Origin of the sequence: Paenibacillus sp. FSL R7-269, assembly GCF_000517865.1 — a bacterium.
Classification (GTDB): domain Bacteria; phylum Bacillota; class Bacilli; order Paenibacillales; family Paenibacillaceae; genus Paenibacillus_AQ.
In genome coordinates this window covers 131,090-153,250 of the sequence record NZ_ASPS01000020.1, presented here as the reverse complement: position 1 = coordinate 153,250, position 22,161 = coordinate 131,090, and the positions used below count along the sequence as shown (strand labels likewise).

Genomic DNA, 22,161 nt, shown 5'->3' with positions numbered 1-22,161 from the left:
GGAGATAAGTTGACAGCAATAGAAACAGGGCAGCTTGCAGGCAACGTAATCCGGCTTGTGCCTTTGACGGCGGAGCATAAGCCTGAGCTTACGAAGTTGCTGTATAATCCGCTGATCTGGGAGTACACCTGGAGACGGATCAGCTCAGAGGAAGAGGCAGGACAACTGGCGGATACGGCTCTGGCGAATCAGGCAGCAGGCAAGGATATGCCCTATGTGATGGTGGAGCAGGCATCCGGCCGGATCGTTGGGACTACGCGGTTAATGCATCTGGACCGTACGCATCGTAATGCAGAGATCGGCTGCACCTGGATCTCACCGGATTATTGGAGATCTGAGGTGAATACGGAATCGAAGCTGCTTTTGCTGCAATATGCCTTCGAGGTGCTGGGGCTGATCCGGGTGGACTTCTCCATTGTCAGTGACAATCTGCGCTCGCAGCGGGCCATTGAGCGGATTGGTGCGGTCCGGGAAGGCGTCCTGCGCAAGCACCGGATCACTGCTCACGGCGCTGTCATGGACAATGTGCTGTACAGTATTATCGATGAGGAATGGCCTGCGGTGAAGCAGAATCTGCAATATCTGGTGAATGAAAAGTACAAGTAGCGGTGTGCTATGGTGTGCTATAATGTAGTGCTTTAACATAGAGGGGGCCCTGCGCGGGCTCCTCTATTTATTTTGCAAATAGCCATATCTATCAAACATTGATATAATAGAATGACATGAGAATAGAAACATACATTCCCATTCCCTCGGGGTCTGAGCATTAACAAACCGTCTATAACTGTGTATGTTCCGGCCCAACCTTCACCCTGCGGTGCGGATTTGGGTTTATGTTATGTTGTAGGGAAATTATGAAGTGATGGCGAGGTTGGCAAGAGCATGAACTGGAATGATTTCGGAGAACGGAACAAGCGGCTGAACCCCTTATGGAGTCTGGGCGCAGGCATGAATCTGGGTGAACTGCAGCCGTATAAGGAAATGATTGCGCTTAGTGTGCTGCTACAGGTCTATTATCTGGAGCTGGAATCGAATGAACAGCGGGCCAGGGAGGATCTGGTGGATCTGGCCTGGAGCTCGCTGGAGCGCTTCGGCATTGCGAAGTCGGGCAGCCCGGAATCGGTCGAACGGCTGATAGACGGACTGCTGTGGAGCGGCAGCGGCGGGGATTTCGAGGCCCATTATTATGATGACCACACCCGGCAGATCGGGGTCCAGAAATACAAATATTTCACCGTGGATGAGGATGCTACACGTATCAGCTGGGAGGAGAACGGGACGACCATCTACCGGCTCTCCGAGTATGCGATGGAGCTGATCTTCATGAGCCATGAGATTATCGACGAGTTCCAGGTCAGCATCAAGCTGCTGGAGATTCAGATGCATATCAAGCATGGACGGGTTACCCGGGCAATGCAGGATGTCAATGAGCTGATCTCCCGCGTGCGCAAAATGACCCAGCAGCAGCAGGAGTACCGCAATGCCCTGCGCCGTAATCCGAAGCACATCTTCAGCGAATACGGCGCCCAGCGGCATGAGCGGCTGGAGGAGATCCACCAGCAATTTGACGAGGAACGCAAGCATTTCGACAATATCCACCGCTCGCTGGCCCGGCTGGCCAATGATGAGAAGGATGTCATTGATTTCAATGAGCTGCGCCAGCTCTCCGAGCGGGTGGAGCTGTCCCGGCGGGTGCATGACGAGCTGGCCGAGGTCGTGCTGAGTATCTTCGAAGCGGAGACGAATCTGCGGCTGAACTTCCCGGAGTTATTCTGGGGAGCAGCAGGCTTCAACTTCCGCACCCATGTATGGGAGGAATGGGTGAAGCCGGAAGGGCTGCGGGATGGGGATAGCCTGGAGATGCTGATCAGCGGGCTGTTCTCGCCCAGCCAGGATTTCATCTATCCGCTGGCCTGGGCCTGGGAGGAGCAGGAGGTCGGCTTCTTGCCGGAGGATACGCAGGATGTGCCGGAGGAAGCCAGGGAAGAAGAGGACATCCATTATGTTCCCAGAGGTATTCCCTGGACCGAGGTATGCGAGCTGTGGCTGCCGGTTATAGCCGGAGTGGCTGCGCACGGCAGCTTCACCTTCACTGCGGAGGCGTTCACGGAGCAGGAGCAGCGGCGCTGGGCGGATTGCCCGGATGCCGTGGATTTGTGGGTACAATTTTTCCATACCGTAATTACTGTCGAGGAGCAGGAAGCGGAGGGCCATGGCGTGGCGGACGAATGCCAGAAGCTGCTTCAGCGGCTGATGCTGGACCACCCGGAGCTGGAAGTGCTGCGCGGCACAAGGCTCCGGACCACTATCTCTGCACAGCAGCAGAGCAGCATCCGTATCCCCGGCCTTGAGATCAGCCCTTATACCATTAATATAGTAGAGAAGTGAGATGATTCGGATATGAGTTATTCCCTAGAGCAAGTTCAGCAGGCTTCCCGGCTGTTCTTCGACCTGCTTCGGCGCAAGGTGATTCCGCTGGATGATCCCGCTGCCGCCGAATGTCTGCAGGATACCGCTGCTTATGATGCCCTGCAATACGTAGCCAAAGAAGCCGGCTGCCGGATTATGAATTCCGGTCACCGCCTGCACCTGCTCGTGAGTCCGATCGGCTCCGGGTTCGCCAGCAACTTCACTCAGCTGCGTAATAAATATTCACGGATTGAGCGCAAGACGCATTTACATATCATTAACGTTATTATCCTCGTCTTCCTGGCGGAGATGGATCAGGATGAGCAGCACTTCAAGCCGGGACAGGACAGCATGTCCTATATTCAGTTGTCGGATCAGGTATCCGAGCTGTTCCAAGGCTGGATCGGCATGGATGAAGACGGCAGCTTCAGCAAGCAGTGGCGGCTGGATATCCAGGCGATGCACAGAGTGTGGACCAGCCTCTATATGCAGACCCGAAGCCAGGAGGAGGGCGATTCGCTGACCCGCGGCGCAGGCTCCCGGATTGGCCTCATTCACGAAGGAATGAAGCTGCTGGAGGAGGAGCATCTGGTGTTCATTTCCGAGAATGAGAAGCGGATTTTCCCAAGGGAAGAGCTGTATGAGCGGATGCGTTATCTCTACCACGATGTGGACCGGTACAAAGAGCTGAAGGCTCTAGTTGGCCGGACACTCAGCGAACAGGAGGGGGAAGCCCATGCCGCGTATTGAGCGAATCCGCATCGCCGGACTGAAATACGAGAAGATGCTGAAGAAATATGAGGATATGATCCTCGATCTGTGTAATGAAGAAGGCCCGGCCAATACCCTGATTACGCTGATGAACGGCGGGGGAAAGGGCGTGCTGCTACAGTCGATTTTCCAGTTGCTGATGCCTAGAGCCGCCTGGGGTAAGGATAATGAGAACCAGGTCGAGGCCTTCTTCCATAATCACAAAAAACAGCTGAAACCCTACACCTTCCACGTGGCCATCGAATGGCGGCTTGACGATAAGGAGCGGGCGGAGTATATCACCACCGGAATCGCGATGACTGCCCAGCATTCCATGGACCAGCTTGAGATCAAAGTCGATTATCTGCTGTACGCGTTGCTGAAATATGAAGAGACGGCTGAGCTTACACTCTCCACCCTGCCTTTATATGATCATGAGCTGAATACGCCCGCGAGCTTCGAAGCGATTCAGCAGTTTGTGCGGGAGCGGCGAGGTGAGATTAATGTCTACGGCAGCAGCAGCTCCGATCTGAAGAAATATTATGCCTACCTGGCTGACCATGATATCCATATCGATGAATGGCGCAATATGCGCAGAATCAACGGGGAAGAGGGCGGCATCAAGGGCTATTTCCAGAAAAATGATGCCTTCACCAATCATAATCTCTTCGAGCGGCTGATTATCCCGGAGATCGGTTCCAGTCTGGGAGGGAGCCTGCGTGAGGATGAAGGCTCGCTTCAGCGGATGTTCGTGGATACCGCTACGGTTGCACAGCGGCTGCCGATGCTGGAGCAGCGCGAGCGGGCTTTTGCCGAGTTCACCTCTCTTGCGGCTCCTTTGTATGAAGCGGTGAAACTCGGAACGGAGGCGGACCTCAGCTTCCGGGAGACCGAGCGGCTAGGAGCGCAGCTCTATACCGTTATTCATGATGAACTGAAGCAGGCGGAAGACAAGCGCCGCAGAACGTCAGATGAGCTGGCCGGGCATTATCTGGAAGCGAAGACGCTCAGATTCGAGAGCGATAACCTGAAGTACCTGCGGCTGAAGGAAGAGCATGATGGCAAGCAAGAGCACTTCAGAGCGGTCTCGGACAATCAGACACGGGCCAAGCAGCGTCTGGAAGAATCGAAGCAGAGAGAGAAGTTGCTGGAGGTCGCCCATTATCTGGCCCGGCGCAAGCTGCAGCTCCGCCAGATGGAGCAATGGCAGAAGGAAATTGAAGCCATCGAAGGGTCGCTTGCGATGAAGGAACGCCAAAAGGTGATTCAAGGGGCCAAGCAGGAGCTGCGGATACAGTGGGAGCAGGTATACCGGTTATGGCAGGCGAAGAGCCTGTACTACAGCGGACAGCAGCGGTCCCATGCAGCGGAGGAGCAGATTCTGCGCAAGGGCCGGGAGGAGCTGCTGCTGGAGCTGGGCCGGGTGGATGGTAAGCTGCAGGAATTAACAGCCATGATCCGTCAGTATACAGAGGATCTGGGTGTGTTCGCTTCCCGCCACGGGCAGGAAGCTGCCCACTCGCCGGCAGGCGCCCTTCAGCGCGCGCTGATTGCGGCCAGAGGGCTCATTGAGCAGATAGATGCCTTGAATGAACAACGCAAGACCGCTGAGGACCAGAAGCTGCTTCTGCATACGCAGCATACCCGGCTGGCCGAGAAGCTGCTGGGGGCCGAGGTTCAGGCAGAGGAGCTAACCGGGCGAATCGAAGCCCAGATGAACAAGGAGTCGCAGCTCTGGTCACAGCTGGTAGTGCTGCTGGAGATGTACGAGGAGCATCAGCTGCTTGGCGCGACAGCTCTATTCGAAGCGAAGCCTCTAATCCAGGAGCGGTTCATCCGCAGGCTGGAGGATACCGAGCAGCAGACGAAGCGGCTGCGGCGGGATTATTATCAGCAGCTGCTGGATGTCGAGCTGCAACAGGAAGCCTACTGGCTGCCTAACCATGATATCGTAACGGTGAAGGACACGCTGGATGCCCTCAAAATTAGCTCCATGACCGGCACCATGTATCTGAACGATCAGCCTTATCTGGTCCGCGAGGAGGAGCTGGAACGCCATCCGCTGCTTCCTTACGGACTGATTGTCACGAAGCGTGAAGCGGCTAAGCTTCAGCCGGAGCTGCTTAAGGAGCTTCTGCTTAAGGCTCCGGTCCCGATCTTCGTGCGCGAGGAGATGGCGGAGGGTGGTACAGACGCCTTCCTGCTGCTCGCGCATCAAGGGCCGCAAATGGTCTTGCAGCCGGATCATTTCCAGGAGTGGAAGCGGGGGATGGCTTCCAGACTCCGTGAGCAGGAGGAGGAGCTTCAGGCGGAGGAAGCGTATCTTGCCAAGCTGAGGTCCGCCCGGCAAGAATATGAACGTCTGCATCTGAGCGAGCATACTGCAAGTCTGCGGATCAGACAGAAGAGTGCGGAGACTCTGCTGCAGGAGCTTCGCAGCCAGCTGAATGAAATGAACGCAGAACAGGCACGCTATGAGGAGGTTCTGGATGGAATTTCCAGAGACCTGTCAGCCTGCGAAGCGGATAAGTCCGAGCAGGAGACCCGGGCGGCGGCACTGCGGGAGTGGAGTGAGCGGAGCCGGAAGCACGAGCAGAACTATACAGACAAGCACAAGTCTGTGGAGCAGAAGAATAATCTCACCAAAGAGATTGCAGTTAAGGATCAGCAACTTAACCGGCTGAAGGCGGAGATGGACAGCCTCGCCTTGCAGCGCGAGAAATGGATCGGGGATGCCCGTTATTCCGTATTCCCGCGCCTGCAGAACTGGTTCCCTGACGTTGAGTTCCCCGGTGAATCTGCGGGTGCGAAAGTTCAGGGTTCAGTTGTTGAGGCGGATGCTAAGGCAGATGATGCTGCTGCCGATGAAGCACTGAATGAGACGGTACAGGACAAGCTGCTGCAGCTACTCAGTACAGTTGAGAGTCTTCAGCAGTCTTTAAGCCAGAATGAGCTGGAGATCCGCACAAGAACAGCCCAGATCAAGGCGGCCAGAGAACAGCTGGCTGAGCTGGAAGCTGCTGTGCAGCAGGTAGATGCCGGATGGCCGTCTGCCCCTGAGCCGCAGGAGGCACCGGATATGATTCAGTCCGCCAGAGTCCGCCAGAAGAGCGACACGATGATTCTGGACGAGGATTATCAGCAGCTCCGTGACTCCTTCATCCGCTGCCAGACCGAGCTTGACAGCCTGCGCAAAGAGCTGGGCAAGTCCGAGAAGGCGATTAAGGAGAAGCATGAGCGGACGGTAGAGCTATGGCATGAGCCGCTGGAACAGAAGGAGGAAGAGATCAGTCTGCGGGTCCGGGAGAATGAGCATCTGCTGAATACCTGTAAGCAGGCTCTGGCTTCCATGGATCAATGGCTGCTCATTCTCGGCAATCAGAGCCGGATCATGGATACCCATGTCGAGAACCGTGTGCCGCTCCGGGAGGTGCCGGAAGAATTGCAGCTGAGTGTGCGGGAGAGCTGCGAGACGCTGGTGGAGGATTGGCTGCAGCGCAGCAAGGAGAGCCGCAGCCAGCGGGCAGAGGTCTCCCGCAAGGTGAAGGAAGAGAAGACTGAGCTAAGCGGCAAGGTGGCCAAGTCCGGCTGGAATGCGGAGCTTGAGACCAAGATTCAGGAACGCCTGAACAACGTTCATTGGGATGATTTCGCTATCGCCTTGCAGGTGCTTGATTCCATGCTTCAGAGCTCTCGTGATCAGATGGAGAGCATCCGCAGCGATAAAGAGGATATGGAGCTGTCCCGCAAGCTGTGGGTAGGCCGGGCAGCCAAGCGTGTGGTGCAGATCGTTGATATTCTGAAGCGGATGGAACGCCGGATGATCATTCACAACGAGAACGGCCATGCCTTCCCGCTGGTTAAGCTGAATTACAAGAATATTAATGTTCCACGGACTACAGATGACATCGAACCGCTGGTCAGCGAATATTTCAACCGCTGCATCAGCAGCCTGCTGGAGCGGTTCCCGAAGATGGAGCAGGTTCCGGCTTCAGCCGTCAGAGAGCTGATTAACGACGGACGCATGGTGTACGCAGCGCTGCAGAACCGCTTCCCGGTGCTACAGGTGTATAAGCCGGTGACGGAGAATTACTTCCTGTATGCCGCTCCCGAGGACTATCATTATTCTGATTGGGAGGTTATCAACCGAGGCGCGCTGGATGAGGCGGTAGGCAGCGGCGGACAGCGCCAGTCTGTTCAGCTGCTGGTGGCGATGATGATCATGACGCACAAGCGCGTTAACCGGGAAAATAAAGGCTGGACGGTCTTCCTGTACGATAACCCGTTCGGAGAGATGGTCTCAAATAACGTGCTTGATCCGGTCTTCGAGATCTCGAAGGCGCTGAAGTTCCAGTGGCTGATCGTCACGCCGCCAGAGCTGGTCAAGAATGATGTCAGCATCCGCTTCGGCGTGTACTGGCAGCTGTATTTTGGCGGAGATAAAGGGGATGCTCTGGATTCGGTCCTGATCAAAGGCGGGCGCAAGCTGATCCCTGCTTCATTATTCTAATTTATCCAACAAATCCATTAGACAGGTGGTAGTGTAATTATGATGAACTTAAAATCGGCAACGAAATTAGCTAACGGTGTAGAAATGCCATGGTTCGGGCTGGGTGTCTTCAAGGTACAAGAGGGCCAGGAGGTTATTGATTCGGTCAAAGCAGCCATCAAGGCCGGTTACCGGAGTATTGATACCGCAGCTGTGTATGGAAACGAAGAAGGAGTCGGACAGGCTATCCGTGAATCGGGAGTTGCGCGTGAGGAGCTGTTCATCACCACCAAGGTATGGAATACAGAGCAGGGCTATGATTCTACGCTGGCCGCATTTGACGAGAGCTTAAACAAGCTGGGACTGGATTATGCCGATCTGTATCTGGTACACTGGCCGATCCGGGCCAAATACAAAGACACCTGGCGCGCTCTTGAGAAGCTGTATGCGGACGGCAAAGTCCGTGCCATCGGGGTATCCAACTTCCAGATCGATCATCTGGAGGATCTGCTGGCAGACGCCGCTGTGAAGCCGATGGTCAACCAGGTGGAGCTGCATCCGCTGCTTAACCAGCAAGAGCTTCGTGAGTATTGCAAGGCGCAGGGCATTCAGATTGAAGCCTGGGCCCCGCTGGCCCAAGGGCATCTGCTGGACAATGAGGTATTGGCCGATATTGCAGCGCATCATAACAAAACGCTGCCACAGGTCATCCTGCGCTGGGATCTGCAGAACGGAATCGTAACGATTCCGAAGTCGGTCAAGGAGGAGCGGATTATTGCGAATGCCGATATTTTTGACTTCGAGCTGTCTGAAGAGGAGATCAGCCGGATCAACGGCCTGAACCGCGATCAGCGCTTCGGCTCCCACCCGGACCGGTTCAATAACGAGTAAGCCCCGGCAGACTCTTTTGAATAATTACTAGATTCGGACATACACATAAGAGAGATGGAACTATAAGTCCATCCCGTGCGTAACCGATATAGTAATAGAAGAGATACGAGAAGCCGGAGGGGATTTAATGAAGCGTGCAAGAATACTGCAAACACTGCTGACCGGTATGCTGATCATGATGCTGCTGCCGTTCATTCCGGGGAAGGCAGAGGCGGCAGTGCCGGCTCATTCGGAAGCCTTTTATGTGAATGACTTTGCGAACGTGATTGATGAGAAGACCGAGAATTACATGGTCAACTATGGGGTGAAGCTCTATCAGGAGACCGGGGCGCAGGTTGTGCTGGTTACGGTGAATTCAACGAACGGCGTATCTATGGAGAAATATGCAACCTCGCTGTTCAATTCATGGGGAGTCGGCTCGGCGGACAAGAATAACGGACTTCTGCTGCTGCTCTCCATTAAGGATGATGATTACTGGGCCGTTCCCGGCAAAGGACTGGAGAATGAGCTGAACAGTGGTGTGATCTCGAAGATTCTCTCGGCATCGCTGGAGCCGGACTTCGCTGCCAAGAAGTATAGTGCCGGTGCTAATAAAACCTATGGCTCCTTCATTCAAAAGCTTGGCGGAAGCTACTCGGAAACACTTGGCACCCGCAGCTATGTCTCGGACAATGCCGGAATCCTCCCGCAAGCTACCAAGGATTATTTGAACCAGTCCAGCAACCGTTACGCGGCTACCACCGGGAGCGGAATCTATGTGGTAACTGTTAAGAATACCGGCGGCAAGAGTCTGCAGGATTACACCTATGCGAAGTTCGCCGGGGTTGCAGCCGGGCCCAGAGATGTGATGCTGGTGCTGGATATCGGCGGGGATAATTATCATGTGCTACAGGGCAAGTCAATCGATAGAGTGCTGACGAATGAGCGGGTCAGCGGGATTCTGAATACGGTGCTGGAGCCTAAATTTGCGGCAAAAGATTATGCAGGCGGTGCAACGGGGACGGCGAATGCCTTCTACAGCTTCTTCCTGACCCGGGCAGATGCTGCTTCGGGACAAGCCGCAGGCAGCGCCGCATCCGCAACAGCCTCCACTGTCAGCAAAGCACCTGTGACACCGAAAGAACCTGTGAAACTGGTGCCTGTCTCCAGATCCAAGGGGATGATGATTCTCGGGATTTTCCTGGTTCTTGTCGCGCTAATCAGTCTCGCAGCCAGCGCACGCAACCGTTATGTTGCCCGTTACGGGATACGGCTAAATCCGCATAACCCGCGCAATATCCGGCGCTACGGCGTCTGGACCGGCCAGGCTGGTTATGGCTACAGCCAGAGAAGAAGATACCGGCAGCCTCATCATCACAACCATTCGTCTGCGGGGAGCAGTTCCTCATCCAGCTCTAGCAGTTTCTGGGGCAGTAACTCCGGGGGAGGCGGTTCTTCGAGCGGAGGGGGAGCCGGGCGGTATTCCTCGCGTGGCGACGATGATGATGACAGAAATCAGGGTGGCGGCGGTTACACGGGCGGCGGCGGAGCCGGCCGGTATTCATCTCGCGATGATGACGATGATGGTGGGAGCTCCGGCGGAGGCGGCAGTGCAAGCAGCGGTGGCGGTGTGGGCAGACACGGGTGAGCCGTACTATAAGTAGGGGCAGGTTTTTGCGGAACTATGTAAAGTTTCTCTAAAATATTCTTTGCCTATCCCACATGAAATTATAATGATATCCTTTTCCTAACCCGTAAGCATCTCGACTTTACGAAAGACTCTTCACAGAACTGATCTAATGCTGCAGCTGAGGGTAGAAATAGCGGAGGATAGCAATGTAATCCCTCATCATGGGAGTCATATTAGTCTAGACTTAGTCCAAATGAAAAGGAATGAATGATCTTATGAGTCAATCTACACTTGTCCGCCGGATGAAGTCTGAGGACATTACATTGATACATGAGGGGCTGGCCCCACATGATGTCAGCAAACCTGTAGCGTATATTGAACAATGCTGGGAAGAGAACGAAAGGGAGAATCGGCTTACGCTCTTGGCCTTTCATGAGAATGAGTTCGCAGGCTGGGGACATATCGTCTATAACTCACACTATCCTTACTTTGCGGAGAACGACATTCCCGAGATTCAGAATCTTGATGTGATTCCCCCTTTACGCAAGTGTGGCATTGGCAGTGTGTTGATGGAAGCTCTCGAAACTGAAGTGTTCACTTCATTCGATACGATTGGCATTGGGTTTGGACTGTATGCCAGCTACGGTACTGCACAACGGCTGTACACCAAACGCGGCTACATTCCGGATGGCCGGGGACTCATGTATGACAATCTGCCCGCAGTTCCTGGAAGCCAGGTTCGGGTGGATGATGAGCTCACGCTATACTTGACAAAATCAAGATAGAGCACGAATTACCATTGCAACAGCGGCAGTCAAGGGTGTTAGCCCGGGCTACCGCTGTTTGGTTTCTTTAGCTTTCTGCATCATAACGTGTTAAAAACGCTGGAACCAATTCAGGATTTGTCATCAGTGCCACCGATTCATTCTCTAATTCCTCAGCCAGCTCATCGTCGGTCATGGATACAAAGAAGGTGATGTCCTCTTTAGTTTGATTATATTTAGTGAATAAATCGTCCTTGGTTTCATTGACAATCTTGGCAATGATTTTGACCATTTCATCTTTATATTGATATACATTATCCTCCGCATATAAAAAACGGCTGATATGATTGAAATGCGAATGCTCACCATATTGAAATTCGGAAATTCCCCATTTGTAATAAAGCTCTGTTTCAGCATCATCACATAACCCTTCACTAGTCATATCGGCAATATGTCTGGCAAGGGATTGCTCTGTATTGACAGCAAGGAACAGAGTGACAAAGTCGCTATCCGTCCCGACTGCGCAGGCATACACCTTCTCATGTGCTACTTCCGCTAAAATCGCTTCAATGTCAGCCACAAAACCCTCACGAATCCGTTGTTCAAATTCGGTTAGAAAAGCGTTCATGATAACACTCCTTAAATTATGTTTAGGTTGACTTCACTTATAGAATAGTAGCGTGGAGTATAGGAATGCAAGCAATCATCACTAACCGAGAGCGATATCCTCATAGGGCACATACCTATCGGGCTGAATTTCTGTATACACCCGCAGATGTGTTATTGTCCAAGTGGGAAATGGTGTTAATTCTGTTTGTGCAAGCGCTTGTATCTCTGTTAATTCAGCAGCGTTCAATCCCCACCAAGTCTGCCCCAAGGTTAGGTGAGGAAGGTAGCTGTCCAGCTCAAAATAACGGGCGATAAGCTCTGGTGACGGGGAAACGGCCCTTACAAGTCTAAAATGTAATTCTGATAAATACTGTGAATGAACACCTAAGCCTATAACAGAATCTCCTATACATATCGGAGCAGTCAGAGATAACTCAAACGGCCAATATGAGGAACAAACCCTTTTCACATGCTGCAACCCATCCAAGTCCGGATATAATCCGCCCTGAGCTTTTACAGTGATATGAGGCTCGACTACCTGTGGCAAGCGGTTATTGGACCAGCGGTTCTGAAACTGGATAATTCTTGCGGTATATTTCTGTGGCGGTACGATGCCTATGAAATACTGCATTCAAGCTCCTCTTTTCCTTTGTATTCTTATGTTTAGGATGTAACTAACGGTATAAAATCATGAAATCTGTAGAAGGGCAGCGGCCGGAAGTCCAAAACTTCTCTGGAGTCACGGCTAATCTAAAACATAAAAACATAGTTCAATATATAGTTTACAGTTTATGGACAGAGTTAAACAAACTGAAACTTTTAAATCCGGAATTTCGTCTATCATGGAAGTTGTGAGTTTGTAGACTTAACCATTATCAGTATGTTAGGGAGGATTCCAGGAGTGAGCTCTTTACCACAACGTTCTACTGTCCGCAAGAAGAAGAAGCCGGCGCCGAAGCGCAAGAAAAGAGGTTTCTTCCGTACACTCTTCAGGGTGTTCATGGTCTGTTTCATTCTGATTATAGCAGCCGGAGGCTGGCTCTATTTCGCACCGTCGGCCAAGAATACGCGCTTCCTGATCGCAGATACGCTGATTACGACGCAGCACCGGCACTGGGCCAAATATATTATCGGCGAAGAGGAACTAAAGCACCGCGTCAGCGATTATACCAAGCGCTTCGAGGAGATGGGCGACGAGGTAGATACCCATGAGATTAAGCCTGAGCCTGTAAAGGAAGCTGAGCATACACCACTGGTCCAGGTTGAAGAGGTTTCGGGCAGTGGCTATAGCGGCTATGTCATGATTGTGAACGACCCCAAGAAGGTGCGCCTGGGTGTGCCGAGCAAAATTGGCTCCGGGGAAAAGGTATCCAGCATGGTAGCACGGACGGGGGCTATCGCCGGGGTGAACGGCGGCGGCTTCGCCGATCCGAACTGGAAGGGCAATGGCTTCAAGCCGATCGGGCTGGTGATCTCGCAAGGGAAGCTGTTCTACAATGGACTGGGCGGCAAGAAATCCACACAGATTGTCGGCATCGATAAGGAAGGCAAGATGATTGCCGGGAATTATACCCTGGACCAGCTCAGCAAGATGGGCGTGCAGGAGGCAGTGACTTTTCAGCCGCGGATTATTGTGAACGGTAAAGGCCAGATTAAGAATGCCGCCGAAGGCTGGGGCATCGCGCCAAGAACAGCCATGGGCCAACGGGCAGACGGTGCGCTCATCTTCGTAGTCATTGACGGGCGGCAGCCGGGCTACAGTATCGGGGCGAACCTGTATGATGTGCAGCAGATTATGCTGAAGCATGGGGCGGTCATCGCGGCCAATCTGGATGGGGGATCTTCGACAGTGCTGGTGAAGGACAATGAGATTGTCAACAAGCCCTCTTCGCAGTATGGGGAGCGTTACTTGCCAACGGCATTCCTGGTATTCGATGACCCTGAGAACGCGAAGATCAAGAATATCTGGGAAGGGCTGGACCCGGCCAAAATCGACGCAGGCAAGAAGCGCACCCAGTAACATCCGCCAGGCCACCTGCTTCAATAATCTATAGTAGATCAGACGCGGCAGGTGTGCTAGGATAACAAGTAAATTCTTATTTTGATGAACCTGCCAGGTGAAGTCCTTGATCGGAGGGGGAAAAGGTTTGACTTTGCAGCAGCTCCGCTACGCGATTGAGATTGCGAACAGCGGCTCTATGAATGAAGCGGCCAAACGGCTATTTGTGTCGCAGCCCAGCCTCTCGAATGCTATCAAAGAGCTGGAGAACGAGCTTGGCATCACGATTTTTGAACGGAATAACCGGGGGATCAGTATCTCAGCCGAAGGCATGGAATTCCTGGGTTATGCCCGGCAGATTATTGAGCAGACCGAATTCATGGAGAACCGCTATACCGGCAAGAAGCGCAGCCCGATCTATTTCTCGGTATCTACACAGCATTATGCATTTGTTACGGATGCTTTTGTGAAGCTGATGAAGGAGAGCAAGGTGCAGGAGTACAATTTCAGCCTGAGAGAGACGCAGACCTATGAGATCATCGAGGATGTGCGTACCCTGCGCAGTGACATCGGGATTCTGTATATCAACGAGAGCAACTACAAGATCATGAACAAGCTGTTCAGTGACGGGAACCTGAAGTTCACTCCGCTGTTCAATACGAATCCGCATGTCTATGTGCGGGCAGGACATGTTTTGGCTGCAAAAGAGTGGATCACGGCGGAGGACATTCATCCGTATCCTTACATTACTTTTGAGCAGGGGGATAACAATTCGCTGCATTTCTCGGAGGAGATGCTTAGCTTCACACAGATTGAGAAGAATATTAAGGTGACCGACCGGGCCACGCTGACTCATTTGCTGCTCGGAAGCGATTCGTATACTGTGGGGACCGGGATTATGGCCTCTGAGCTGGATGATGCGGGGCTGATCACGATTCCTTTTGACAGCAAGGAAGTGTTCTCTGTCGGCTGGATCGCCCACAAGGACCGCAAACCGAGTGAGATTATGTCTACATATATTGATATTCTGAATGATTTGGTGTCGGGTAATGTGTTTAAGTTTGAATCTTTCTTACTATAAGAGCAGGAGGGACGTATGAGCAGTCCAGTGATCGGATCGACAAGAAACGCACCGCCCTTCCGTTACGACATTGTCGGGAGCTTCCTGCGTACAGAGGAGATCAAGAATGCGCGCAGCCTACATGCGGAAGGTGAACTAACTGCGGGACAACTGCAGGAAATTGAGACTGTGGAGATTCGGAAGCTGCTGGAGCAGGAGAAGGCGCTTGGGCTGCATGCGGTCACAGACGGAGAATTCCGCCGCTCCTGGTGGCATCTTGACTTCTTCCTGGGGATTGAGGGTACTGGAAGGATTACGCTTGGTGGTACCCCCGGGGCTACCAAAGAACAGTTGAACCGGGCCGAGAGCTTCAGAATTACCGGTAAAATCGCCTTCGGGGACCATCCTATGGTCGAGGAATTCCGCAGCTTGCAGCAGATGGCCGGAGAGACCATGGCCAAAATGACGATTCCTTCCCCCTCTTTGTTCCATTTCGTGCAGGAGTATAACGGAAACGAGATTTATTCTGATACCGAAACGTTGTACGGCGACATCATTCAGGTGTACCGGTCGGCGATTCAGGCCTTCTATGATGCCGGTTGCCGTTATCTGCAGCTGGATGATACCACCTGGGGGACGCTGTGCAGCGGCAGACATCGTGCTCATCTGCGCAGCAGGGGCGTTGACCCGGATCAGCTGGCCAAAGATTACGTCCGGCTGATCAACGAGAGCATTGCCGGCCGCCCGGCGGACATGACCATTGCCCTTCATGTATGCCGGGGCAATCTCCGCTCGACCTGGTTCGCCGCCGGAGGATACGGGCCGGTCGCCGAGGAGCTGTTCTCGAATACGAACGTGGACGCCTTCTTCCTCGAATATGACAATGAACGCTCCGGCGACTTCGAGCCGCTGCGCTTCATCAAGGATCAGTTCGTCGTACTGGGACTGGTGACCACCAAGCATGGCGGGCTGGAGAGCAAGGAGCAGCTCATTGCGCGTATCGAAGAAGCTTCACAGTACGTTGACATCAACAAGCTATGCCTAAGCACACAATGCGGCTTCGCCTCTTCGGAGGAAGGCAATATTTTGACGGAAGAAGAGCAGTGGGATAAGCTGCGGCTGGTGATTGAGACGGCGAATGAGGTTTGGGTGTAAGTTAGTGGGGAGGATTGCCGGGGGTGGCAATCCTCCTTTTCGTAGTTGTAGTCTTTTTCTTTAACCATTCTGTACCAGTCGTACGGATTCCCTCTACAGTATAATGTTGGGAGCGGATTCAATACTGAGTCTATATCTCTGGAGGGAATATGATGGTTATTGAACTACGACCTGTATCGGCCGAGAACTGGTATGATTGCACATTGCTGAAAGTGAAGCCAGAGCAACAAAGCGTTTTTCCTGCTCCGGTGGTTAATTGGATTGCTGAAGCAAAATTCGTGCAGGAATTTGAGCTGGGGGCCATTTATTCAGGAGATGTGGTGGTAGGATTTATTGTCTTTTGTACAACTCCCGATGAGGACGGTAACTGCTGGATACCTGCCCTTATGATTGATGAGCATCATCAAGGACAGGGTTATGCCAGACAAGCCATGGTGAAATTAATCGGGCATATGCGAAACGAAGGGTGTACCCGATTAATGATCGGCCATAGACCCGACAACCGGATAGCCGGATTGTTGTATGAGTCTTTAGGATTCCAAAAGGTCAGTGAAGAGTTATGTGATGGTGAGGTTGTACGTTGTCTGGATCTTAAGTTTCGTTGACAAAACCATCCACCCCAGCGTAAAATGGCTGATAACAACTTACAGCAACAAGCGATGAAGAGAAGAGTAAGCAGGCGGCAGCGTTCACAGAGAGCTCCAGAGTGGTGAAAGGGAGCAGCGAAGCGCCTGATCTGAAAAAAGTCTCCGAGCTGCATAGGGAATTGGGCACAGGGTGTCCAAGGATGGTATGCCGGGATCTCCCGTTACAGAGATAGGGTATAAGCGTTATGGCCGTACCCGAAGAGGCGGATAAGGCAACTTGTCCGTGAACAGAGGTGGTACCACGAAGCTGATTCAAGCTCTCGTCCTCAAGATATTAATCTTGAGGGCGGGAGCTTTTTTGCTTTTACCCAACTATATCAAACAGTAGAGGTGATTATCATGCATTGGGCAGAGAGAATGGCAAGCCGGTTAATCGCGGAGCATCCGCAGCGGCAGACGTATGTATGTGCATCCGGGATCAGCCCGTCCGGGTCCGTTCATATCGGGAATTTCCGCGAGGTGGTGACGACTGCATTTGTGGCGAAGGCGCTGCGGCGGGCGGGTAAGGAGGTGCGGTTTATTTTCTCGTGGGATGACTTCGACCGGTTCCGTAAAGTGCCGGCCCACGTAGACCCTGGCTTCTCTGATTATATTGGGCTTCCCTATTCGCAGGTGCCTTGTCCGTATGGCTGTCATGCTTCGTATGCGGCACATTTCGAGTCGGAATTCCAGCAGGCGCTTCAGGTATTTGAGATTGAGCCAGAGTTCATCTATCAGAGCCGGGAATACCAGTCAGGCCGTTATTCTCCGCAAATTCTGCACGCCCTGCGCCGCCGGGGAGAGATCTACGATATCCTGATGTCATTCAAAACAGGCGGGAGTTCGGCGGAGGAACGGGCTGCATTCTATCCCATCCATCTCTATTGCGGGCATTGCGGCAAAGACTCGACCACCATTCTGGATTACGACGACACAGCGGAGACTGTGGCTTACCGCTGCGGCTGTGGTCATTGCGATATCGTACATATTCCGCAGGCGGACAATATCAAGCTGCACTGGAAAATCGACTGGCCGATGCGCTGGCAGCAGGAACAGGTCGTATTCGAGCCGGGCGGCCGTGACCATTCGTCTGAGACAGGGAGCTATAATGTGGCTGCGGTCATCGCAGAGCAGATCTTCGGGTATTCACCACCTGTGTATGAGCCATATGAATTCATCAGCATCAAAGGCAGCTTCGCCAAAATGTCCAGCTCCTCCGGGCATAATTACACTCCAGATGATCTGCTAGAGGTCTATGACCCTGAGAATATCCTGTTCCTGTTCGCCAAATACCAGCCGAATGCCGCCTTCCATATCGGGCTGGATGAGGATGTGCTGCGCAATTATGCGGAGTTCGAGCGTTATGCTGCAGGAGCGCGGGCAGGCACGTTAACGGGCGATCTTGCGGGTGCGCTGGAGCTGTCTCTGCTAAGCGACTCTCCACTGAGTGCTGGAACCACCGTTAGCTTCGGTCAGGTAGCCAGTCTGCTTCCCTTAATTAACTTCGACAGGGGAAGGCTCCGGGAGATGTTCAACAGAAACGGGGAAGATGCAGATGAGCTGCGGCTGCAGAGGGTGGCGGACCGGGCGGAATACTGGATCAGGAACTGGATGCCGCACAAGCTGGTGACGATTCAAGACTCGCCCAATTATGCTTATTATCATTCTCTTACCGGAGTAGAGCTGAAATGGTTGCGGAACTTATGCAGTCTGCTACGGAGCAGGGAGCTGGACGAGACGCAGCGGATGACCGAAATCTACGCCATTTGTCAGCATCAAGACAAGAAGACGATGCGCAGCCAGCAAAAAAGACTGTTCACTATCATTTATCAGCTGGTGCTTGGTGCCGGGGAGGGTCCGCGTCTGCCCTGGCTGATTCAGGCGGCGGGCACAGAGCGGATGCTGAATTTGCTGGATTTGTGAAGGTGTGTGGACAGCCCTTTACGGGATTGATTGAAGAGAGGTATAATGTACAGGACTATTTAACATCAAATGTTGGAAAGCGAGCGGTAACGATATGGGTCGTAAATGGAATAATATTAAGGAAAAGAAAGCATCCAAGGATGCTAATACAAGTAAGGTCTACGCCAAGTTCGGGGTAGAAATCTATGTGGTTGCCAAGAAGGGTGAGCCTGATCCGGAATCCAACCGGGCGCTTAAGGTGGTTCTCGAGCGTGCCAAGACCTACAATGTGCCGAAAGCGATTATTGACCGTGCCCTGGAGAAAGCCAAAGGCAGCGGCGATGAGACCTATGTTGAGCTGCGCTATGAGGGCTTCGGTCCAAGCGGCTCGATGATTGTAGTCGATGCGCTGACTAACAACGTCAACCGTACGGCTCCGCTGGTTCGTTCTACCTTCAGCAAGAATGGCGGCAATATGGGCGTCAGCGGATCGGTTACGTATATGTTCGATCCAACGGCTGTCATCGGGGTGGTAGGTAAATCTGCGGATGAGGTGATGGAGCTTCTAATCGAAGCAGACCTGGATGTCCGCGATGTGCTGGAAGAGGATGAGTCGGTAATCGTATATGCCGAACCGGACCAGTTCCATGCAGTACAGGAAGCCTTCCGCAGCGCAGGGATTACCGAATTCACGGTAGCCGAGCTGACGCTGCTTCCACAGAATGATGTGGCAATTCCTGAAGATGCACAGGCCCAATTCGAGAAGCTGATCGACGCGCTCGAAGATCTGGACGATGTACAACAGGTTTATCACAACGTGGATTTGGGAGAATAGAATAGCGGTATTTTGAATAAGCGGGCATGCCGATTTCCAGGCTTGTCCGCTTATTCTTTCGTAAGTGAGAGTGGAGAGGAAAAACTGGAAATGGAAGTCTTTCGATTAGTCAGTGTGGTCCATGTATTTCTGATTAAGGACGGGCAAGTCCTGCTGCTCAGGCGCGCGAATACAGGACATCATGACGGGGAGTATGGACTGCCTGCCGGGAAGCTGGATGGCGGAGAGCCGCTTCATACTGCCGCCATCCGTGAGGTCCGCGAAGAATGTGGTGCTGTTATTGCTCCTGCCGAGCTTACCATGATCGGAACGATGCACCTGCGTACCTCCAGGGATGAGCGGATGGATTTCTTTTTCAAGGCGGAGCAGTGGACTGGAGAGATCCGCAACATGGAGCCGGACAAATGCGATGAGGTGTGCTGGTTCCCGCTGGATGCATTGCCGGAGAATATCATTCCGTTCGTACAGGAGGCCTGGAATACATTCAGGGACGGCGTCTGGTATGCCGCTCACGGATGGAATTAGATTAGAGTAACAGGGGGATGGCGCAGGAATGGAAGACTGGACGCTCAGTATGGTTCTTATATTGGTGGTCTGCGGATTTCTGGCCGGATTCATTGATTCTGTAGTGGGCGGCGGCGGACTGATCGCGATTCCGGCCTTGCTGTCTGTGGGCATTCCGCTTCACCTGCTGCTCGGCAGCAGCAAATTGGCAGGATCGATGTGTTCGCTGACCAGCACCGCCTCGTTTGTGCGTTCCGGCAAAATCAATTTCAAGCTGGTCCGCACCCTCATCCCGTTATCTGTCATGGGCGCGATGGCCGGAACGCTGACTGTCCGTCAGGTGCCTTCCGAGTTCCTGAAGCCGCTGGTGATCGTGATGCTGGTCATAATTACCCTCTATACCCTGTTCAAAAAATCCTGGGGAGATGTCTCCACCTTCCCGGCAAAAAGCGGCAGGCTGCGGCTGGCCGGAGGTATGGCAGCGCTGATTATCGGCTTTTATGACGGGTTCTTCGGCCCGGGAACGGGGTCGTTTTTGATTTTCGCTTTTCTGATGATGGGGTTTGAATTTGTAACCGCCGCAGGCAACGCCAAAATCCTGAACTTCGCCAGCAATATCACCAGCCTGCTTACGTTCATTGCCCTGGGCTCTGTCAGCTACACCCATGGCCTGATTCTGGGAATTCCGATGGTGATCGGAGCCGTTATCGGCTCCCGGATGGCTATCCGCAAAGGGGCGGCGTATATTAAGCCGTTATTCATTACAGTCACTGTGATATTGATCGGCAAGCAAATATGGGATACGATGCATTAAGCACAACTAATGGAGTGGATGAGATGGAGATCAAGCTTATACATAAGGAAGAAGTCTGGAAGCTTAGGCATGAAGTGATGTGGCCCGAGCGGGAGCCGGACTATATTAAGCTCGCAGATGACGATCAAGGCAAGCATTACGGGTTGTATGTGGGAGATCGTCTGGTTTCGGTGTTATCCCTGTTCGTCAACGGTACAGAAGGACAGTTCCGCAAGTTCGCCACCCTTGAGCTGGAGCAGGGGCAGGGCTACGGCAGCAAGCTGCTGAACACGGTTCTTGCGGAAGCGGAACAGGCGGGGGTGCGGCGGATATTCTGTAATGCCAGAACCTACAAGGCAGGCTTTTATAAGAAATTCGGCATGCAGAGAACGGATGAAGTGTTCAGCAAAGGCGGCAAGGATTATGTGGTCATGGAGAAGTTCTTCGGGCCTGCAACGGATACGAAAGGGGGAGCTTAAGGGATGACCAAGAAGCTATATTATGATTCGGCTTATATTCAAGAATGGAGTACCGTTATCACCTCTACGCTGGAGCGTGAAGACGGGATCTATGTGACGCTTGCGGAGACGGCCTTCTACCCGCACGGCGGCGGACAGCCCTGCGATACGGGAACCATCGGCGGGATTGCTGTGCTGGATGTGGTGCTGGAGGATCAGGAGGTGCTGCATAAGGTAGCGCAGCTTCCCGGGCAGACTGATGTGGATTGCGCCATCGACTGGACACGGAGATTCGACCATATGCAGCAGCACAGCGGCCAGCATCTGTTGTCGGCGGTATTCCGCGGGCTGTATCAGGCACTGACGCTGAGCTTCCACCTGGGCAGCGATTATGCCACGATTGATCTCGATCTGCAGGATCTGTCAGCGGCGCAGCTGGCGGAGGCAGAACAAGAGGTGAACCGTCAAATCTATCTGAACCGCGCAATTACCAGCTACTTCGTGACCGCAGAGGAAATGGCCAAGCTGCCGCTGGTGAAGCTCCCTAAGGTAACAGAGGATATCCGGATTGTCGAGATTGAAGGAGTCGAGCATAACGCCTGCGGCGGCACCCATGTCGCTTCGACCGGGGCGATTGGGATGATTAAGCTGCTGCGGTCCGAGAAGCAGAAGGGCAATCTAAGGATTACCTTCAAATGCGGAAGCCGGGCGCTTGCGGAATTCAACGACCATATGCAAATTATGAGTCAGCTGTCCGCCAGATTCAATACAGGCAAGGACGAAATTATGGACCGGCTCGGAAAGTGGGAGCAGGAGCAGAAGCTGCTGGCTGCGGAGCTTGCTGCCGTGAAGGAGCAGAATGACCGCTATCTGGCCCGGGATCTGTTAGCTTCTATGGAAGAGGGCAGCCGGGTGCTCACCCATATTTCGGACCATAGACCGCTTAAGGATCTGCAGAGTCTGGCTGCGAAGCTGACGGCGCTGACCGACCTTCCGGTGCTGCTGCTGAGTGCGGTGGAGAATAAGGCGGTGCTCGCGCATAGCGGATCTGCGGATTTCTCGTGCGGCGCCTTCTTTAAGGCTTATCTGGGCGGATACCAGGGCAAGGGCGGGGGCAGCGACAAGCTGGCTCAGGCCGGATTCCCGTCATGGGAAGACGCACTGGCATTTTACAGTTTTGCCACAGGGCAATTCTGAGGTAGGGCAATTAAGGAGCTATGGAGCGTTTATTCCGTAGCTCTTTTTTGCTGTTTCCATAGGGTGCACAAGGATTGGACCGACTTAAGGATTATTTAACAATTGCCGGCT

At 53.1% G+C, this 22,161-nt stretch carries 19 protein-coding genes; 17 read left to right on the top strand and 2 right to left on the bottom strand.

Going from position 1 to position 22,161, the window contains the following annotated elements:
* Positions 1-9 precede the first annotated feature (9 nt).
* The 7 genes from C162_RS10040 (at position 10) to C162_RS10010 (ending at position 10,933) form a co-directional block, all read left to right on the top strand.
* Entirely contained in the window at positions 10-606 is a 597-nt protein-coding gene (locus C162_RS10040) for a GNAT family N-acetyltransferase (RefSeq protein ID WP_051493364.1), read from the top strand.
* Between the two features lie 276 nt (positions 607-882).
* Positions 883-2,388 (top strand): hypothetical protein, encoded by a 1,506-nt coding sequence (locus tag C162_RS10035; protein WP_036694004.1) that lies wholly within the window; start codon positions 883-885, stop codon positions 2,386-2,388.
* Positions 2,389-2,400: 12 nt separating this feature from the next.
* Positions 2,401-3,159, top strand: coding sequence for a DUF6063 family protein (locus tag C162_RS10030; RefSeq protein ID WP_036694001.1), 759 nt, complete (start codon positions 2,401-2,403; stop codon positions 3,157-3,159).
* The gene (locus C162_RS10025) at positions 3,146-7,669 is read left to right on the top strand and encodes a hypothetical protein (RefSeq protein ID WP_036693998.1); all 4,524 of its coding nucleotides are present in this window, start codon (positions 3,146-3,148) and stop codon (positions 7,667-7,669) included. Before C162_RS10030 ends, C162_RS10025 begins: the two co-directional genes overlap by 14 nt.
* 39 nt (positions 7,670-7,708) lie before the next feature.
* A complete protein-coding gene (locus C162_RS10020) occupies positions 7,709-8,539 on the top strand; it encodes an aldo/keto reductase (RefSeq protein ID WP_036693995.1) in 831 nt (276 codons plus the stop codon).
* 127 nt (positions 8,540-8,666) lie between these two features.
* Complete coding sequence (locus tag C162_RS10015; RefSeq protein ID WP_036693993.1) at positions 8,667-10,166, top strand: TPM domain-containing protein; 1,500 nt, start codon at positions 8,667-8,669, stop codon at positions 10,164-10,166.
* Positions 10,167-10,423: 257 nt separating this feature from the next.
* Positions 10,424-10,933: a GNAT family N-acetyltransferase gene (locus C162_RS10010; RefSeq protein ID WP_036694222.1), complete on the top strand. Its 510-nt coding sequence runs from the start codon at positions 10,424-10,426 to the stop codon at positions 10,931-10,933.
* Between the two features lie 67 nt (positions 10,934-11,000).
* Here C162_RS10010 and C162_RS10005 read toward each other — a convergent pair whose 3' ends face one another.
* Together C162_RS10005 and C162_RS10000 are read right to left on the bottom strand one after the other, a co-directional pair.
* A complete protein-coding gene (locus tag C162_RS10005) occupies positions 11,001-11,540 on the bottom strand; it encodes a DUF4303 domain-containing protein (RefSeq protein WP_036693991.1) in 540 nt (179 codons plus the stop codon).
* Between the two features lie 81 nt (positions 11,541-11,621).
* Positions 11,622-12,152 (bottom strand): 2'-5' RNA ligase family protein, encoded by a 531-nt coding sequence (locus C162_RS10000; protein WP_036693989.1) that lies wholly within the window; start codon positions 12,150-12,152, stop codon positions 11,622-11,624.
* A 249-nt stretch (positions 12,153-12,401) separates the two neighbouring features.
* Here C162_RS10000 and C162_RS09995 point away from each other — a divergent pair, with 249 nt between their 5' ends.
* The 10 genes from C162_RS09995 to C162_RS09950 all read left to right on the top strand — a co-directional run bounded on the left by C162_RS09995 (position 12,402) and on the right by C162_RS09950 (position 22,050).
* The gene (locus C162_RS09995; protein ID WP_036693987.1) at positions 12,402-13,541 is read left to right on the top strand and encodes a phosphodiester glycosidase family protein; all 1,140 of its coding nucleotides are present in this window, start codon (positions 12,402-12,404) and stop codon (positions 13,539-13,541) included.
* Between the two features lie 127 nt (positions 13,542-13,668).
* Positions 13,669-14,601: a LysR family transcriptional regulator gene (locus C162_RS09990; protein ID WP_036693986.1), complete on the top strand. Its 933-nt coding sequence runs from the start codon at positions 13,669-13,671 to the stop codon at positions 14,599-14,601.
* A gap of 15 nt (positions 14,602-14,616) precedes the next feature.
* Positions 14,617-15,735, top strand: a complete 1,119-nt coding sequence (locus C162_RS09985) for a 5-methyltetrahydropteroyltriglutamate--homocysteine S-methyltransferase (RefSeq protein WP_036693985.1) — start codon at positions 14,617-14,619, stop codon at positions 15,733-15,735.
* Between the two features lie 149 nt (positions 15,736-15,884).
* On the top strand, positions 15,885-16,340 hold the full coding sequence (locus C162_RS09980) for a GNAT family N-acetyltransferase (RefSeq protein WP_235218394.1): 456 nt from the start codon (positions 15,885-15,887) through the stop codon (positions 16,338-16,340).
* A gap of 381 nt (positions 16,341-16,721) precedes the next feature.
* Entirely contained in the window at positions 16,722-18,284 is a 1,563-nt protein-coding gene (gene lysS, locus C162_RS09975; RefSeq protein WP_036693984.1) for a lysine--tRNA ligase, read from the top strand.
* Between the two features lie 94 nt (positions 18,285-18,378).
* Entirely contained in the window at positions 18,379-19,098 is a 720-nt protein-coding gene (locus C162_RS09970; RefSeq protein ID WP_036693982.1) for a YebC/PmpR family DNA-binding transcriptional regulator, read from the top strand.
* Between the two features lie 90 nt (positions 19,099-19,188).
* Positions 19,189-19,623, top strand: a complete 435-nt coding sequence (locus tag C162_RS09965) for an NUDIX hydrolase (protein ID WP_036693981.1) — start codon at positions 19,189-19,191, stop codon at positions 19,621-19,623.
* Between the two features lie 28 nt (positions 19,624-19,651).
* Positions 19,652-20,416 (top strand): TSUP family transporter, encoded by a 765-nt coding sequence (locus C162_RS09960; RefSeq protein ID WP_036693980.1) that lies wholly within the window; start codon positions 19,652-19,654, stop codon positions 20,414-20,416.
* 23 nt (positions 20,417-20,439) lie between these two features.
* Entirely contained in the window at positions 20,440-20,874 is a 435-nt protein-coding gene (locus tag C162_RS09955; protein WP_179090363.1) for a GNAT family N-acetyltransferase, read from the top strand.
* A 3-nt stretch (positions 20,875-20,877) separates the two neighbouring features.
* Positions 20,878-22,050 carry an alanyl-tRNA editing protein gene (locus tag C162_RS09950; RefSeq protein WP_036693978.1) on the top strand — a complete coding sequence of 391 codons (1,173 nt, stop codon included), beginning with the start codon at positions 20,878-20,880 and terminating at the stop codon, positions 22,048-22,050.
* The last annotated feature ends 111 nt before the right edge of the window (positions 22,051-22,161 follow it).